The sequence below is a fragment of the Sphingomonas sp. GW821-FHT04B01 genome (genome assembly GCF_059420425.1).
In genome coordinates this window covers 24249-39211 of the sequence record NZ_JBWKTR010000008.1, presented here as the reverse complement: position 1 = coordinate 39211, position 14963 = coordinate 24249, and the positions used below count along the sequence as shown (strand labels likewise).

Sequence of the window (14963 nt, the reverse complement as noted above, 5' to 3'; positions counted from 1 at the left end):
CTCCCCTCAGACCGACAGGTGGCCGGGGATGCGCAGATGGCGGCGCACCACATCGACGAACATCGGATCGCGCTTCGCCGCCCAGACGGCGGCCAGATGCCCGACCGCCCAGATGGCGAGGCCGACCAGCCAAAGGCGCAAGCCCAGACCCAGCGCCGCCGCCAGCGTGCCGTTGAGGATGGCGAGGCCACGCGGCGCGCCGCCGAGCAGGATATGCTCGGTCAGCGCCCGGTGGACCGGCACGGCATAGCCCGGCACGTCTCCGGCATGATCGGCCATATCCGCCATCAGACGAGCGCCCCGCCGCCGAAGGAGAAGAACGACAGGAAGAAGCTCGACGCGGCGAAGGCGATCGACAGGCCGAAGACGATCTGGATCAGACGGCGGAAGCCGCCCGAGGTGTCGCCGAAGGCCAGCGCCAGGCCGGTCGAGATGATGACGATGACGGCGATGATCTTGGCGACCGGGCCTTCGATCGACTGGAGAATCGATTGCAGCGGCGCTTCCCACGGCATGGACGAACCGGAGGCATGGGCGGCGGGCGCCAGCATCAGGCTGACGGAAACGGCAAGGGCCGCGGTCGCCATGGTGTGGCAACCGCGCGAGAAGACGCGGATCATCGGATATCTCCTTTGGGTTCAAGATTGAGGACGGGCTGGATGTCGTCGCCGTCGGTGACGGCAGGCACGACGCGGTAATCGCCGTCGCGGCCGAGACCCCCGACGCGGGCGAGTTCGACAAGCCGGCGCTGCGATCCGCGCCCGGCGAGGACGGCGACGAGATCGATGGTCTCGGCGATCAGCGCGCGCGGCACGGTGACGACGGCTTCCTGAATGAGCTGTTCGAGGCGGCGGATCGCGCCGATGGCCGACCCGGCGTGGATGGTGCCGATGCCGCCGGGATGCCCGGTGCCCCAGGCTTTCAACAGGTCAATCGCTTCCGGGCCGCGCACCTCGCCGATCGGGATGCGGTCGGGACGTAGGCGCAAACTGGAGCGGACGAGATCGGACAACGACGCCACGCCATCCTTGGTGCGCAGGGCGACGAGGTTGGGCGCGGCGCATTGCAGCTCGCGCGTATCCTCGATGATGACGACGCGGTCAGTGGTCTTGGCGACCTCGGTCAGCAGCGCATTGGTGAGCGTCGTCTTGCCGGTGGATGTGCCGCCGGCGACAAGGATGTTCGCGCGGGACGCGACAGCCAGGCGCAGCGCCTCGGCCTGACCCGCCGACATGATCCCTGCGGCGACGTAATCATCGAGCGTGAACACGGCGACGGCGGGTTTGCGGATAGCGAAGGCGGGTGCGGACACGACCGGCGGCAACAGCCCCTCGAACCGTTCGCCGGTCTCGGGCAGTTCGGCGGAGACGCGGGGCGAACCGGCATGGACTTCGGCACCGACATGATGTGCGACCAGGCGCACGATGCGTTCGCCATCGGCCGGGGCGAGCCGCTCGCCCGTATCGGACAGGCCTTCCGACAGCCGGTCGATCCACAGCCGCCCGTCCGGGTTCAGCATCACTTCGACGACGGCGGGGTCTTCCAGAAATCGCGCAATGGCGGGGCCGAGCGCGGTGCGCAGCATCCGCGCGCCCCGCGTCAAGCTCTCCGAATTCTGGTGTGATACCGCCATTCCGTCCCCGATCTCGCCGGGGACGACACAGACGTTTCCCCAACGGGGATGATTAAAAGAGCCGGAAGTTTGGCTGATTCAACAAGTATTTAACAGCGTGCGACTATGGCGAAGAAACGGCGGCAATCGGCGTGGTTGGAAACGTCAGATGGATCGCCACTGATCTTTCTGCTTGCAGAGTCCGCACGACCGTAGCGGCGAAGATTGCTGTGATCTATGTATGCTGCGGGAACGGTCGAATAGGTCATGGAGATGATGTTGAATACCACATCACCTGTTCTCACCCTGCGTCCGCCGCCAGAACTCGATTACTACGACAGCAGGTCGGTCACGCTTCCCACCGCGATTACGCCGCTGGAGGCCTGGAATCTCATGACGGCGGAGCCTCGGCCGCTGATGCGCCTGGCTTTCAAGACGAGGGACACGATTTCCGCGTTGTTCGGCGTGAAGCGGATCGGTGGATTTTCGGGCGCGAGGCGAGAGACTGTGAAGGTCGGCGACCGGCTGGATTTCTTTCTGGTAGAGCACAATGCTCCCGACATGCTGGTTCTGACTGAACGGGACCGGCACCTCGATGTCATGATCTGTCTTTCGATAGCAGATCGTGTGCTCACGATCACATCGTCCGTCGTCACGCACAACGCCTTTGGTCGCATCTATATGTTGCCGGTCGGGCCGGCGCATAAGCTGATCGTCAATAGCGACCTCAGGCGGTTGAAACGAAAGCTGGGTGAGATCGCGGCAATGAACATGAACCGAGTTCAGCCACCCGTTTAGCTGTCGGATTCCCGACTGGAATTGCCGGCCCCATCCACATCCCGCGATAGCTCCTTCAGGAACCGATCGCCGGTCGCGAGCCGTCGCCCCAGCGATTGCAGGAATCCATCGAACCGCTCTGCGCCCTTCGCCCGCGCCGACGCCTGGGCGCTGTCGGGCAGCGGCGGGGTCACGGTCAGCCAGAAGCGGATGAACAGCGAGAGCGTCTCGCCGAGGATGGCGAGATCCTCGTCCAGGCCATCGACCTGCCGCCCGAGCTTGTCCATGCGGCGGGCGAACACCGCCTCCAGCCGTTCCGAAGCATCGGCCGACAGGAAGGACGCGACAGCAGCTTCGATCACGGCCGACTTGGAGACGTTGCGGCGCAGCGCCAGCGCCTCGACCTTCTTCAACAGGTCCGGATCGAAATAGACGTTCATGCGGGCCTTGGTCTGCATGGTGGCGGCTCCTTACAGGTCTATGCCGTCAGCCGGATCCATCGTCGCCTGCCGCGCGACAGACGTGACCTGCTGGCGCATGGTGCGGGATTTGGCGACGTCCACGTCCGGTTCGTCGTCGAGCACGTCGAACTCGCCGGCCGCCGGCCGCTCGTCGGGAACGATCTCTTCATGCTCGGGCAATTCCGGCTCGCGGCGGATGCCGGCATTGGCGGGATCGGCCTCGGCATCGGCGAGTGGCGGCGGTGTGGAAGAAGCGGCGGGCGTCGGGATCGTCAGCGCCGACCAGTCGTCGCCGGATGGCGCTTTCGACATCTTGGCCCCGGCGGAAAGGTCCGGCGGCGGCAGCAACCGCTCCTTGAAACGAGCGTCCTCGTAATAGCGCGCCTTCTTCGCCCGGATCGGCGGTACACCCGCGACCAGCAGCAGCTCGTCGGTAGGCGGAAGCTGCATCACCTCGCCGGGGGTGAGCAGCGGCCGGGCCGTCTCCTGACGGGAGACCATGAGATGGCCGAGCCAGGGCGATAGCCGGTGGCCGGCATAGTTGGTGGAATCGCGCATCTCGGTCGCGGTGCCGAGCGAATCCGACACGCGCTTGGCGGTGCGCTCGTCGTTGGTGGCGAAGGCGACGCGGACATGGCAGTTGTCGAGGACGGAATTGTTGGCGCCATAGGCTTTCTCGATCTGGTTGAGGCTCTGCGCGATCAGGAAACTCTTGATGCCGTAGCCCGCCATGAAGGCCAGGGCGGACTCGAAGAAGTCGAGCCGCCCCAGCGCCGGGAACTCATCGAGCATCAGCAGCAGGCGATGGCGGTTGGCGGCGTTCAACTCCTCGGTCAGTCGCCGCCCGACCTGATTGAGGATCAGGCGGATGAGCGGCTTGGTGCGGGCGATGTCGGACGGCGGCACGACGAGATAGAGGCTGACGGGCCGCTTGCCGGCGACGAGATCGGCGATGCGCCAGTCGCAGCGCGCCGTCACCTTCGCCACCACGGGATCGCGGTAGAGGCCGAGGAACGACATGGCGGTGGACAGGACGCCAGACCGCTCGTTGTCGGATTTGTTGAGCAGTTCGCGCGCCGACGAGGCGATGACCGGATGCACGCCGGCCTCGCCGAGATGTGGCGTCGACATCATCGCGCGCAGCGTCGCCTCCATCGGCCGCTTCGGATCGGAGAGGAAGTTGGCGACGCCGGCCAGCGTCTTGTCCGGTTCGGCATAGAGGACATGCAAGATCACCCCGACCAGCAACGAATGGCTGGTCTTTTCCCAATGGTTCCGCTTATCGAGCGCGCCTTCGGGATCGACCAGGATGTCGGCGATGTTCTGAACGTCGCGCACTTCCCAATCGCCGCGTCGTACCTCCAGCAGCGGATTGTAGGCCGAGGACTTCGCGTCGGTCGGATCGAACAGCAGCACGCGGCCGTAGCGCGCGCGAAAACCCGCCGTCAGCCCCCAGTTCTCACCCTTGATGTCGTGGACGATGACGCTGCCCGGCCAGGTCAGCAATGTCGGTACGACGAGGCCGACACCCTTGCCGGAACGGGTCGGCGCGAAGCACAGCACATGCTCGGGACCGTCATGGCGCAGATAGTCGCGGTCCAGCCGGCCCAGCACCACGCCATCCGGTCCGAGCAGCCCGGCCGCCTTCACTTCCTCCGGCGACGCCCAGCGTGCCGAGCCGTAGGTGGCGACGTTCTTCGCCTCGCGCGCCCGGATGATCGACAGGGTGATGGCGACGGCGATGGAGAGGAAGCCGCCCGATGCGGCGATGATCGCCCCTTCGACGAAGATCGCGGGCGCATAGGCGTCGTAGGAATACCACCACCAGAAGAACAGCGGTGGATAGTAGACCGGCCAGCGGGCCAACTCGAACCATGGGCTGCCAAGTTGTGCCTGAAATCCGAGCCGCCATGCCGTCCACTCGGTCGCGCCCCAGATCGCCGCCACCGCGATGACGACGACGATGGTAATCTGGCCCCAGAGGACACGGCTTCCCGACATACAGGTTCCAATCGGCAAAAGAGACGGAGCCGATCAGAGAATGGGCGGTTTCGCGAGAGGCAACCGGAAAGAGCGGCGAGCGTGCTGCCGGATACCGTGGCGTAGAAATCGGATGGTCTGCGGAGGCGGTCGTAGCTGTGTTCAGCGACCGGGCACCAGGTAGTCTCTCACGATGTCGAGTTGCCGGCTCAACAGGCGCATCGCCTCGGCCGGTTCGAGCATGGGCCAGTCGAACCATTGCGGGTAGCGGAACGCCTGCATGGCGTGAGGCCGATCCAGAGCTTCCATGAACGCGGCGAACTCCTCGTTCTCCAGACCAGCAGCGCCACCCTCGATCGCCCGGACATGGCACCGCTCAAGCCAGTGTCCCATCATCATCAGCCTTTCCTCGTCGTGTCCCTGACGACTGAGCACCGCCTTCAGCATCAGTTCGATCGCATGGGCGACGAGCTGAAAGAACGGGATGCGCACTGCGCTTATATCATCCGCGCGGTCGGCCAACCGCTTGGCGGCTTCGGTATAGGCTTCAGCGTAGGCGAGATATTGCTGATCGCGGCCGGGATCGGCGTGCCCCGGCGTGCTCATCATGGATGTCCGCGTGGTGTGGAGCGTGCATCCTCGACCGCTTGTTCGAGGATGCGGCGATAGCCGATCTTCGTCATCCATTGCGCACGGGCGAGATGGCTTTCCCAGCATGTGCGGGTCCGGCCGGTCTCCGCCGCTGGATCGCGATGCAGCACGATCCGCGCGACCTCCGCCCAGTCGGCACCGTCGGTCTCGGCGTCCAGCAGACGCAGATAGGTGACGAAATGCGCCTCGTCATAAAGCGTCACGTCCGGCTCCACAGGAGCCAGATCATCGACGTCGGGATCGAGTTCGGGTTTTACACGCATTTGGCGGTCCTCCCTCGGACCTACGGTAACGGCAATCCTGAAATGGGATAATCCTGAATCAGGATTAGCGGATTGGCTTCTCATTTTCAATGGAGAGCCGTTCCGAATGCAGAAATCCTTGCGCTCGCCCCGCCAGCAACTTCTTCAGACACTTCTCTCGGCAGCGCGCAAGGACAGTAATCTGACGCAAGCGGAACTGGCCGAGCGGCTGAACAAGCCGCAGTCCTTCGTCGCCAAGTATGAGAATGGCGAACGGCGGATCGACGTCATCGAATTTATCGACATTACACGCGCGCTCGATATCCGGCCGGCCGATATGCTCGATCAGCTCAAAGCGGATACCGATCAGCCCAAGAATTAGTCAAGCGACAGTCGGGCTGCACCGTGGACGGACTTGCCCGTCTGGTGCGCCAGGTCGAGCAGGTTCTTCAGCGACTGGCTGCGGTTGTGTGGCGACCACACGGCGCTGAAACGCGCTTGTTCCGTCTCGTCGGCGATCATACGGAACGCGACGCCGGGAAATGGCACATGGGTCGCCGCTTCTGTGGTGAGCGTAACCCCTTCGCCATCGGCAACCACGTGCATCAGCGTGTCGCGGCCGACATCGCAACGTCGGATGTTGGGCGTCCGACTCTGCTCGGCGATCCGGCGGGTGATATGGTTCAGCAGTTGCGGACCAGCGCCACCATGTCGGACAAGGAAAGTTTCCGACGCTAGGTCGAGCCATCCAAAACTCTCGGCCGTCGCCAGCGGATGATGGACAGGCATGGCGATGACAAAGGGCTCACTCCAGATCATGCGGGAGCGGCAGTCGGATTCATCAGCCACGCCGATGACGAAGGCGATGTCGAGCGAACCTTCCCGCACCCGCCGGATTGTGTCGGCGGACCGCCCCTCGGCGATCACAAGCTCGACGTTCGGGTATTCGTCCCGATACCGGCGCCGGAGATCGGCAAGGAAGCCAGCCGCGATCGACGAATGTAGCCCGATGGCGAGACGCCCGACAGTGCCGGTCGAAATAGCGCCAGCCGTCATGATGGCATGGTCGAGATGCTCGATCCCGGTTTTGACTTCTGCGATGAAACTGCGCCCTGCCTCCGTCAGGCGCACGCCGCGATGCCTTCGCTCGAACAGTAAGATGCCGAGATCCTCTTCCAATGCCTTAATCCTGGTACTGACGCTTGACTGGCTGACGCCGAGCCTGTTGGCCGCGTGCCGAAAATTGAGATATTCTGCGACGGCAATGGCCTGCTTCAGGGCAACGAGTGGTATTCTTCCCGCGCGGCGGTTCGGCACGTCCTCATCATCGCTGGCCTTATTTGGCGCTGTGCGTCTCATCGTGGCCTATCGCTCGAAGCTATCGACGCACGTCAGGTCGGCTGACAGTGCCCAGAGTCGTTTTGCCTCATCCCGTCCGGTGGCGTAGTCGCGCACACCGGTGAAGGGCTCGTCGAGCTGTTCGGCGCGGACGGCCACGTCGCAATCCTCACAATAGAGCCCACCAAGCCCATTGAGTTGCGGCGAAGTCGCCGCCCAGATCTGTGTCGCAGCTCCCTGGTGCGGTGTCTTGAATGTCGGGTCGGCAGGCACGCCGCTGGCATCGAGCCAGCCTTCGGCGGTCATCTCGTCCGTCGTCAGATGCCGCTGGAGTGGCGTGAAGATCTTGCCGGGGTGAAGCGAGAAAGCGCGCACGCCGTGGTGTTGCCCCAACCAGTCGAGATGGACGGCGAACAGCGCATTGGCGGTCTTCGACTGGCCGTAAGCGAGCCACTTGTCGTAACCGCGCGTGAACTGGATGTCGTCCCAGCGGATCGGCGAACTGTGATGGCCGGCGGAGGAAACCGAGATGACGCGCGCACCGCCCCGCAGGGCGGGCCACAGCCGATTGGTCAGCGCGAAATGGCTGAGGTGGTTTGTGGCGAACTGCGCCTCCCAACCGGGACCGACCCGCGTCTCAGGGCAAGCCATGATGCCGGCATTGTTGATCAGCAGATCGATATGGATACCTGCTGCGAGGATGCGTCCCGCGAACGCGCGAACACTGCTGAGGTCCGACAGGTCAAGTTTCTCGATCGCGACGCGGGGAAGCTCCTTCGTCGCCGCCTCCGCTGCCGCCGGATGACGCGCGGCGACAATGACCCGCGCACCAGCCCCGGCCAACGCCTTTGTCGTCTCTAGGCCGAGGCCTGAATGACCGCCGGTGACGATCGCGATCTTTCCCGAGAGGTCGATCCCGGTCAGGACTTCCGCCGCCGTGGTCTGTGCTCCAAACCCGGAGCCGAGTGGTTTCTGCTGATCGATCATGATGCTTCTCCGCGACAGGCGACTTGTGTTCGCTCAGCATGATGATCAGTAGAAATCGTATGATCCATGCGGTATAATCCGCCATTCATTCTTGATCGTTCGGATTTATCGTCTTGGACCCGTTGTCTGAAGTCCTCTCCCTGTTGAAGCCGAGAAGTGCGATCAGCGCTGGTCTTGACGCCGGCGGTGACTGGGCGATCCGTTTCCCGCCGCACGAAGGCATTAAGTTCAATGCCGTCATGCGCGGTGCCTGCTGGGTGTCGGTCGAGGGCCAAGCTGCGCCACAACGGATTAAGGCCGGAGACTGTTTCCTGCTGACCCGTGGGCGCCCCTTCGTCTTCGCGACGGACATCGCCCTGCCGACGATCGAGTCCCCGACTATCTACGACACGGCAGTCGACGGCATTGCGACCTGCAACGGTGGCGGTGACTTCCTGCTGATGGGCGGCCGTTTTTCGTTTGCGGGCGACCATGCGGATATGCTGCTTGGCGCGCTGCCGGCCATCGTCCATGTGCGTGATGCTTCGAACCAGGCCACGGTGCTGCGGTTCGCGCTGGAGCAGCTTGCGGCGGAGCTGAAAAGCCGCCCGCCTGGCGGCACGCTCATGGCCGAACACCTTGCGCAGATCATGCTGCTCCAGGTGCTGCGGCTCTGGCTCGCCTCGGACAGTGACCGGCGCTCCGGCTGGCTGGGCGCGCTGTCCGACCCGCGCTTGGCGAAGGCCATCGGCGCCCTCCATGCCGACCCCGCCCGGCGCTGGCGGCTTGTTGAACTTGCGGACACCGCCGGCATGTCGCGCACCAGCTTCGCGGTGAGGTTCCGCGATGCTGTCGGCCAGCCGCCGCTCGACTATCTGATCGGTTGGCGGATGCGCCTTGCCGCCGACCGTCTGCGACGCACGCAAGATAGCGTTGGCACCATTGCCTTCGCAGTTGGGTATGAATCCGAAGCGGCTTTCAGCACCATTTTCCGGCGCGTGATGGGCTGCGCGCCGGGGAAGTACCGGCGTAATCCCACTGTGGCCCTGTCCGCCTCGGGAATCACAGCCCGGCATAGATCGCCTGGGTGAGTTCTGCCGGAAACCGTCCGCCGGGTGATTGGCCCTCCAAGCCCGAGTTCGTGAAGGCGACGACCGTGAGCTTGTTGGTCCGATCGACTGACCACGAATGCCCATAGGCGCCGCCTAAGCGCCATGTGCCGGGTGGTTCCGGAAAGCCCGCCTCTGCGGGATCGCGCAGAATGCTGAAGCCGAGGCCGAATCCGCGCCCCGGCCAGGGCGCGAGGTCCATACTGACAGTGTGGTCGATTGCCATCTCGTCCACCAACGATGTCGGCAGCAGGGGTGCACCGCCGTTTCGCAGGGTTTCGAGGAGACAGAGCAGATCGCCCGCCGTGCCGATCATACCCGCCCCACCGGACGGAAAGGCGTTTGCCTCAAAGGCCCGCGTTGGCAAGAGGCGCAAGCCTTCAACCCCCTCCCACAGTTGCACGATCTCCAGATCGCTCATGCGACGCAAGCCGGCCGGATCGGCGGTGTAGGCGGCCGCGAGGCGATCGGGATTGATCGGTGTGAACCTGGTATCGACAAGGCCGAGCGGCTCCGTGACAAGACTGCGCACCGCTTCGCCGAGTGGCAGGCCGGTTGTGCGCTGGATCACTGCACCGAGCACGTCGGTCGCCAGCGAGTAGGTCCAGGACATGCCCGGCGCAAAGATCAGCGGCACCGTCCCGATACGACGGACATTTTCGTCGAGGGTGAGGTCCGACGCATCCATGCCGTCCGAGACGCCCGCCCGATGATAGGGACCGTCCGCCGGCTCCAGAAATCCGTAGCCGAGACCGGCCGTGTGGCTGAGCAGTTGCCGGATGGTGATGTCGGGCATCGTCCCGTCCGGAGCAAGTGGCCTGAAATCCGGGAGCCAGTGCGTCACCGGCGCGTCGAGCGCCAGCTTCCCTTGATGCACAAGCACCATGGCCGCGACGGAGACATAGGGTTTCGAGACGGACGACAGGCGGAACAGCGTATCGAGTTGCATCCGCCGTTCCGCCTCGCGATCGGCGAAGCCAGCGGCGCGGGCGAAGACCGTCTCGCCATTGCGGGCGATGAGCACCACGGCCCCAGGGATGCGCTGTTCGACAATCGCCGTGTCGATCACATCATCGACGTGCCCAGTGAGCGCCGAGAGATCCGGAAGACGCTCCGGCGATGAAGGGTGGGCAGTGACTTGCGGCATAAGCGCCTCCTGTACGGATGTTTGATGTGTTGAATCAGGATCGGCGCGCGGCCGGAAATCCGTGGGTTCGCGAAGCCCAGATCACCACGAAGGTCGCCAGCAGCAGCACGACCAGCGCGAACGGGAACGGGCGGACCCCGGCACTTTCGAGCAGCAGCCCGCCGACGATTCCACCACCCGCGATGGCCGTGTTCCAAGCGGTGACGAGCATGGACTGCGCGACATCGGCGGCATCGCCTGCGGCTTTTGCCAATGCCGTCTGGAAGAGTGTTGCGGCCCCGCCGAAGGCGAGCCCCCATGCGCCGACCGCGCCATAGATCACGGCGGGCGCTTCGCTCCAGATTCCGAGCGCCAGAGCCGACAGGCCGAACAGCATCGTGCTGACGAGCGTGAGCTGACGTAGCCGATGGTCGATCAGAACGCCGACGATCCAGATGCCGATGAGGGATGTTAGACCGAAAACCAGCAGCACGAGATCGGTTCGCTCGCTCATGCGGGCCTCACCGAGGAACGGCGCGATATAGGTGTAGAGGATGTTGTGGGCGAGCACGAAGGCGAGCGTGACGAACAAAACCGGGCGGATGCCGGGCATGGCGAAGACAGTGCCGAGCCGCTGCCTCTTGCCCGCCGCCTGGCCGGGAAAGTCCGGCACCTTGATGAACACCCAGACGATCAGGATCAGCGTTAATACGCTCATGATGCCGAAGCAGGCGCGCCAGCCGATGGCAGCCCCGAGGAACGTGCCGGCGGGCACGCCGAGCGACAACGCCAGCGGCGTGCCGACCATGGCGACCGCAATCGCGCGTCCCTTCAGATGCTCGGGCACCATGCGCGCGGCATAGCCGGCGAGCAGCGCCCAGAGTAGTCCCGCCGAGACACCGGCGAAGAAGCGCGCCACCATCGTCAGCGTGTAGCTGCCGGACACGGCCGTCACGGTGTTGGCGACCGCAAATCCGGCGATGGCGGCCAGCAACAGCGGACGCCGCCGCATCCCTTGCGTGGCGGCGGTCAGCGGGATGGCGGCGACCAGCGAGCCGATGGCATAGATCGTGACGAGTTGTCCCACCAGCGCTTCGGACACCGTTAGGCCGTCGCCGATCTGGGGCAACAGGCCGGCCGGCAAAGCCTCGGTCAGGATGGTGACGAAACCCGCCATGGCGAGCGCCAGCAGTCCGGCCATGGGCAGTCGCGCCGGTCGGCCGTCGCCCTCGTGCGTTTCGCCGGTCGTCTTCGCTTCGATGCTGATCGTCATGGGCCTGCCTGCTTTGGAGGTGCGGCGGACGGGCGCGCAGCCGAGCGGGCGGCAGCGCCGGTCCCCGGCTAAAGCTTTGGTGGCTATAATAAATCGATGGGCCATGGATGATAATCACGCTATAATTCCAAACACAATGGACACTGATGTCCATAATGACGGTGCTAAGGATGGATAGTCTCGGTTCGCTCAACGCCTTCGTTCAAGCGGCGGACGCCCGCAGCTTTACGCTCGCCGGACGACAGTTGGGCGTGTCCCCCTCGGCGATCGGCAAGGCGATTGCACGGTTGGAAGAGCGGCTGAACGTGCGGCTGTTCCATCGCTCGACCCGCACGATCACATTGACGCCGGAAGGGACGCTGTTTCTCGAACGCTGCCGCCGCATCTTCTGCGAGGTCGAAGCGGCCGAACTGGAGCTGTCGCAGACCCAAGACGCGCCGCGCGGCAAGCTGAGGGTCAGCCTACCGCTCGTCGGGATGCTGATGATGCCGACGCTGACCGCCTTCATGCGCGCTTGGCCGGAGATCGAACTGGATCTCGATTTCACCGACCGGCTGGTCGATGTGATCGACGAAGGGTTCGACGCCGTGGTGCGAACCGGCGAGGTCAGCGATTCACGGCTGATGATGCGGGTGCTGGGCGCCTACCATCACCAGATCGTTGCAGCGCCGGACTATCTGGATCAGCGCGGCACGCCCCAGACGCCCGATGATCTCCTTTCGCACGCCTGCCTTCATCACCGCTATCCGACGACCGGAAAGCTCGAGCGCTGGCCGCTGAAGCGCGGCCGCAAGGATCTGGATATCACGCTGCCTCAGTCGGCCATCGCCAACAATATCGAGCCGCTGATCCATATGGCCGAACAGGGCATAGGCATCGCCTGCCTGCCGGATTTCGCCGTGCGCCGCCAGATTGAAGAGGGGCGACTGGTGGCTGTCCTCACCGATCATGTCCAGAACGCGGGTGCCTTTCGGGTTCTCTGGCCATCCAGCCGTCAGCTCTCACCTAAACTGCGCGTCTTCGTGGACTTTCTGGCCGAGAACTTGTTCGCGGAGCGGCCCGCCGTTCCATAGGTCGGCCCGTGAAGGGCATTGGATGGGGCGTCAAACTCTTCGCGGTTCACAGCCCGAGCCCTCTTTGCCGCCCCATCTGCCACGACACCGATCCGCCCTGCACGATACCCGTCACCTCTTTGCCGATCTGACGGTCGATTACCGGCCTCCACGGGACCAACGTGAACTCGTGGCTCTTCTCGACGATGGCGAACTTGCCGCTGGTGAGCTGGACGGTCCCGTTGAAGGTGCCGCTGACGGTCTCGCCGTCCCCGGCCGCGCGGAATGGCATCGGCTTGGTGGCCGCCAACTCCGCCCCGGCGCGGGCCACTTCGCGAGCCTCCAGCGTCGATAGAAGATCGCGCCGATAGAGGATGCGGCCGTTCTGCTGGCGCGTGGCGTCGCCCTGTTCGATCAAGCGCTCACGGCGGCGGTCCATGGCCTGGCTTACGTCCTGTCCGAACCCGACGGGTGCGATGTCTGACGGGCCGCGCCCGACCAGCCGCCGGTCGAGCCAGGTCGCGCCATCCGCCGTGATCTGCTTCTCCAGATCGAAGGTGGAGAGGACGCGGATGTTGAGCTGGCGGCCACGGCCTGCGTCATGGGCGGCGGTCTGTGCCTCGAAGTCCTGCGGGATGCGCCACTGGTCGGCGTCGATCCGCTCGACGATCCCGTTCCGACGCAGCGCCTCCAGACGGCGCACATGGGCGTCGACAAAGCCGTCATAGTCGCCGCCAGGCACGCGGCCATCGAAGCGGGCCTGCTCCAGATGACGGCTCGGCCGGTAGATGCCGTCCTCGGCCATGCCGGCGATAGCGCGGTCGGCGGGGCGCGGTCCGGCGTCGGCCGCGGCGATCTCGATGGCGCTGCCGAGCGGGGCGTCCGCGACCTTCGCCTGATCGACGCCGGAGATGTGATGCGTGCGGCCGTCGATGCCGTCGATCACCAGCGTGAGGTTCTCGCCCAGCTCGTCGGTGAGATGCTTGTCGACCACGCGGCCGACGACCGGCGTCGCGGGCGCTGAGTCGTGAATCTGGAAGCTCATCGGGTCGCGATCATGGCCCTCGGCGCGCATCGCCTTCTGCATGGTGCGCACGATGTCGCCGCGCTCGCCCATCTCGCGCAGCGTCGGCTCCAGCCGATCGCTCAGTTCCCAGACGCCCGGTGACGGCTCGATGGCGAGGCCCATCTTCTCCAGCTTGCCGAGACGGCGCAGGCGAAGTGTCCGATCCTCCTGGCCCCGCGTGTCCTCCGGCGCGTGACGCAGGTCGAGTGCGCCGCCGTCGGTCTCGTTCAACATCGCCCGGTCGATGCGGGTGAAGCGGTCCTGGCCGATTTCGGCGGTCAGCTTGCGGCGCTGCTCGATCTCGGTGACGGGACCGAGTTCCAGCGTCGCCAGTTCGCTCGCCCGTTCGCGGACGCCGTTGGCGATATAGTCGCCGTTGATGACGAGATCCTGGCCCAGTTCGTCGCGGCCGTTGATGATGACATGGACATGCGGATGACCGGTGTTGAAGTGGTTGACCGCCACCCAATCCAGCTTGGTGCCGAGATCGGCTTCGACGCTCGCCATCAGGTCGCGGGTGTGGCCGGTCAGGTCTTCGATGTCGGCAGCGTCCTCCGGCGAGACGATGAAGCGGAACTGGTGGCGATCGTCCTTGCCGCGATCGAGGAAGGCGTTGCCGTCGGCGCGGTCTTCGGTCGCCGAATAGAGCCGGCCGCGCTCGCCGTCGCGCGAGGTGCCGTCGCGCTGAATGTAGCGCAGATGCGCGGCGGCCTTGCCGCTCTTGCCGGCGGCACGGACGAACCGCGTCTTGACGACCACCCGGCGGCTTCCCGCCGCGCTGTGACGCCAGCCGCCGGTGAGGTTCCGGGCCTGGACGAAACTGGCGCCCCGTCCACGCCGGACGCCCGGACCGGCGAGGCCATTGCGCTTCGTTCCCGTCTTCGTGGCGCCGCCGGATTTGCCCGATGACGAACGGCGTGGCGCTGCCGTGCTCTGCTGACGGGCGATCTTCCTGACCTTGGTGAGGAAGCTCTTGGTGTTGCCCGCCATCGACGCATCGGAGCGGATGCGGCCGGGCTTCGGGCGAAAGCGGTTGTCGTCGTCTTTGCTCACGGTTGCCGATCCACCCGGAACCGCCGCTTCCGGCCCGGAGTGCCGCGAGAAACGCGGTCAATGCTGGCTTTGCCGCGCATCGCGGCACCATGACGGACCACAGAGGGTGCCGCTCCAAACAGTGTGCAGACAAGGGCTTGGCCCCCGGATCGGACCCATGGGGTGCCGTCCGCTTTTATCTTGCCCTCCCGCCTCTCTGCCCCTTCCGCCCGTCCTGACCCTGGTTCAGCCTGATCCCGCCCATTCCCCCTGCACAC

Annotated in this window: 16 protein-coding genes; 4 read left to right on the top strand and 12 right to left on the bottom strand. The window is 65.1% G+C overall.

Going from position 1 to position 14963, the window contains the following annotated elements; translation table 11 throughout:
- Positions 1-6: 6 nt before the first annotated feature.
- From AC07UH_RS16945 to trbB, 3 genes are read right to left on the bottom strand one after another with little or no spacing between them, the layout of a single operon-like run.
- Positions 7-288: a VirB3 family type IV secretion system protein gene (locus tag AC07UH_RS16945; RefSeq protein ID WP_492032897.1), complete on the bottom strand. Its 282-nt coding sequence runs from the start codon at positions 286-288 to the stop codon at positions 7-9.
- Entirely contained in the window at positions 288-587 is a 300-nt protein-coding gene (locus tag AC07UH_RS16940; RefSeq protein WP_495181330.1) for a TrbC/VirB2 family type IV secretion system protein, read from the bottom strand. The genes AC07UH_RS16945 and AC07UH_RS16940 overlap by 1 nt, the downstream gene beginning before the upstream one ends.
- 29 nt (positions 588-616) lie before the next feature.
- Entirely contained in the window at positions 617-1633 is a 1017-nt protein-coding gene (gene trbB, locus AC07UH_RS16935; protein ID WP_495181290.1) for a P-type conjugative transfer ATPase TrbB, read from the bottom strand.
- A 246-nt stretch (positions 1634-1879) separates the two neighbouring features.
- Here trbB and AC07UH_RS16930 point away from each other — a divergent pair, with 246 nt between their 5' ends.
- A complete protein-coding gene (locus tag AC07UH_RS16930) occupies positions 1880-2410 on the top strand; it encodes a DUF2867 domain-containing protein (RefSeq protein ID WP_495189934.1) in 531 nt (176 codons plus the stop codon).
- On the opposite strand, the gene AC07UH_RS16925 is transcribed toward AC07UH_RS16930, so the two are convergent.
- The 4 genes from AC07UH_RS16925 to AC07UH_RS16910 form a co-directional block, all read right to left on the bottom strand.
- On the bottom strand, positions 2407-2847 hold the full coding sequence (locus AC07UH_RS16925) for a ribbon-helix-helix domain-containing protein (RefSeq protein WP_495181292.1): 441 nt from the start codon (positions 2845-2847) through the stop codon (positions 2407-2409). The two genes, AC07UH_RS16930 and AC07UH_RS16925, sit on opposite strands and share 4 nt — an antisense overlap.
- A 12-nt stretch (positions 2848-2859) precedes the next feature.
- Complete coding sequence (locus AC07UH_RS16920; RefSeq protein WP_495181293.1) at positions 2860-4851, bottom strand: conjugal transfer protein TraG; 1992 nt, start codon at positions 4849-4851, stop codon at positions 2860-2862.
- A 141-nt stretch (positions 4852-4992) separates the two neighbouring features.
- Complete coding sequence (locus AC07UH_RS16915; RefSeq protein WP_495181294.1) at positions 4993-5439, bottom strand: hypothetical protein; 447 nt, start codon at positions 5437-5439, stop codon at positions 4993-4995.
- The gene (locus tag AC07UH_RS16910; protein WP_495181295.1) at positions 5436-5744 is read right to left on the bottom strand and encodes a DUF2285 domain-containing protein; all 309 of its coding nucleotides are present in this window, start codon (positions 5742-5744) and stop codon (positions 5436-5438) included. Before AC07UH_RS16910 ends, AC07UH_RS16915 begins: the two co-directional genes overlap by 4 nt.
- A 106-nt stretch (positions 5745-5850) precedes the next feature.
- On the opposite strand from AC07UH_RS16910, the gene AC07UH_RS16905 reads away from it, so the two are divergent.
- Positions 5851-6105, top strand: coding sequence for a helix-turn-helix domain-containing protein (locus AC07UH_RS16905; protein ID WP_495181296.1), 255 nt, complete (start codon positions 5851-5853; stop codon positions 6103-6105).
- Here the strand turns inward: AC07UH_RS16905 and AC07UH_RS16900 are convergent.
- Positions 6102-7040, bottom strand: coding sequence for a LysR family transcriptional regulator (locus tag AC07UH_RS16900; protein WP_495193957.1), 939 nt, complete (start codon positions 7038-7040; stop codon positions 6102-6104). The genes AC07UH_RS16905 and AC07UH_RS16900 overlap by 4 nt on opposite strands.
- Before the next feature lie 48 nt (positions 7041-7088).
- Positions 7089-8048 carry an SDR family NAD(P)-dependent oxidoreductase gene (locus AC07UH_RS16895; protein ID WP_495181298.1) on the bottom strand — a complete coding sequence of 320 codons (960 nt, stop codon included), beginning with the start codon at positions 8046-8048 and terminating at the stop codon, positions 7089-7091.
- A gap of 113 nt (positions 8049-8161) precedes the next feature.
- On the opposite strand from AC07UH_RS16895, the gene AC07UH_RS16890 reads away from it, so the two are divergent.
- Complete coding sequence (locus tag AC07UH_RS16890; protein WP_495189933.1) at positions 8162-9118, top strand: AraC family transcriptional regulator; 957 nt, start codon at positions 8162-8164, stop codon at positions 9116-9118.
- On the opposite strand, the gene AC07UH_RS16885 is transcribed toward AC07UH_RS16890, so the two are convergent.
- Positions 9090-10283: a serine hydrolase domain-containing protein gene (locus AC07UH_RS16885; protein WP_495181300.1), complete on the bottom strand. Its 1194-nt coding sequence runs from the start codon at positions 10281-10283 to the stop codon at positions 9090-9092. The genes AC07UH_RS16890 and AC07UH_RS16885 overlap by 29 nt on opposite strands.
- 34 nt (positions 10284-10317) lie before the next feature.
- Positions 10318-11535 (bottom strand): MFS transporter, encoded by a 1218-nt coding sequence (locus AC07UH_RS16880; RefSeq protein ID WP_495181301.1) that lies wholly within the window; start codon positions 11533-11535, stop codon positions 10318-10320.
- Positions 11536-11705: 170 nt separating this feature from the next.
- Here AC07UH_RS16880 and AC07UH_RS16875 point away from each other — a divergent pair, with 170 nt between their 5' ends.
- Positions 11706-12608 carry a LysR family transcriptional regulator gene (locus AC07UH_RS16875; protein ID WP_495181302.1) on the top strand — a complete coding sequence of 301 codons (903 nt, stop codon included), beginning with the start codon at positions 11706-11708 and terminating at the stop codon, positions 12606-12608.
- Between the two features lie 46 nt (positions 12609-12654).
- Here the strand turns inward: AC07UH_RS16875 and AC07UH_RS16870 are convergent, their stop codons facing one another.
- Positions 12655-13776: a DUF3363 domain-containing protein gene (locus AC07UH_RS16870; protein ID WP_495189937.1), complete on the bottom strand. Its 1122-nt coding sequence runs from the start codon at positions 13774-13776 to the stop codon at positions 12655-12657.
- Between the last annotated feature and the right edge of the window lie 1187 nt (positions 13777-14963).

Excerpts from the sequence above, each read along its gene's own strand:
- AC07UH_RS16940 (WP_495181330.1), bottom strand. The coding sequence starts at position 587 with ATGGCGACCGCGGCCCTTGCCGTTTCCGTCAGCCTGATGCTGGCGCCC.
- AC07UH_RS16920 (WP_495181293.1), bottom strand. The coding sequence starts at position 4,851 with ATGTCGGGAAGCCGTGTCCTCTGGGGCCAGATTACCATCGTCGTCGTC.
- AC07UH_RS16945 (WP_492032897.1), bottom strand. The coding sequence starts at position 288 with ATGGCGGATATGGCCGATCATGCCGGAGACGTGCCGGGCTATGCCGTG.
- AC07UH_RS16880 (WP_495181301.1), bottom strand. The coding sequence starts at position 11,535 with ATGACGATCAGCATCGAAGCGAAGACGACCGGCGAAACGCACGAGGGC.
- trbB (WP_495181290.1), bottom strand. The coding sequence starts at position 1,633 with ATGGCGGTATCACACCAGAATTCGGAGAGCTTGACGCGGGGCGCGCGG.
- AC07UH_RS16930 (WP_495189934.1), top strand. The coding sequence starts at position 1,880 with ATGGAGATGATGTTGAATACCACATCACCTGTTCTCACCCTGCGTCCG.
- AC07UH_RS16885 (WP_495181300.1), bottom strand. The coding sequence starts at position 10,283 with ATGCCGCAAGTCACTGCCCACCCTTCATCGCCGGAGCGTCTTCCGGAT.
- AC07UH_RS16910 (WP_495181295.1), bottom strand. The coding sequence starts at position 5,744 with ATGCGTGTAAAACCCGAACTCGATCCCGACGTCGATGATCTGGCTCCT.
- AC07UH_RS16905 (WP_495181296.1), top strand. The coding sequence starts at position 5,851 with ATGCAGAAATCCTTGCGCTCGCCCCGCCAGCAACTTCTTCAGACACTT.
- AC07UH_RS16870 (WP_495189937.1), bottom strand. The coding sequence starts at position 13,776 with ATGGGCCTCGCCATCGAGCCGTCACCGGGCGTCTGGGAACTGAGCGAT.
- AC07UH_RS16925 (WP_495181292.1), bottom strand. The coding sequence starts at position 2,847 with ATGCAGACCAAGGCCCGCATGAACGTCTATTTCGATCCGGACCTGTTG.
- AC07UH_RS16915 (WP_495181294.1), bottom strand. The coding sequence starts at position 5,439 with ATGATGAGCACGCCGGGGCACGCCGATCCCGGCCGCGATCAGCAATAT.
- AC07UH_RS16895 (WP_495181298.1), bottom strand. The coding sequence starts at position 8,048 with ATGATCGATCAGCAGAAACCACTCGGCTCCGGGTTTGGAGCACAGACC.
- AC07UH_RS16875 (WP_495181302.1), top strand. The coding sequence starts at position 11,706 with ATGGATAGTCTCGGTTCGCTCAACGCCTTCGTTCAAGCGGCGGACGCC.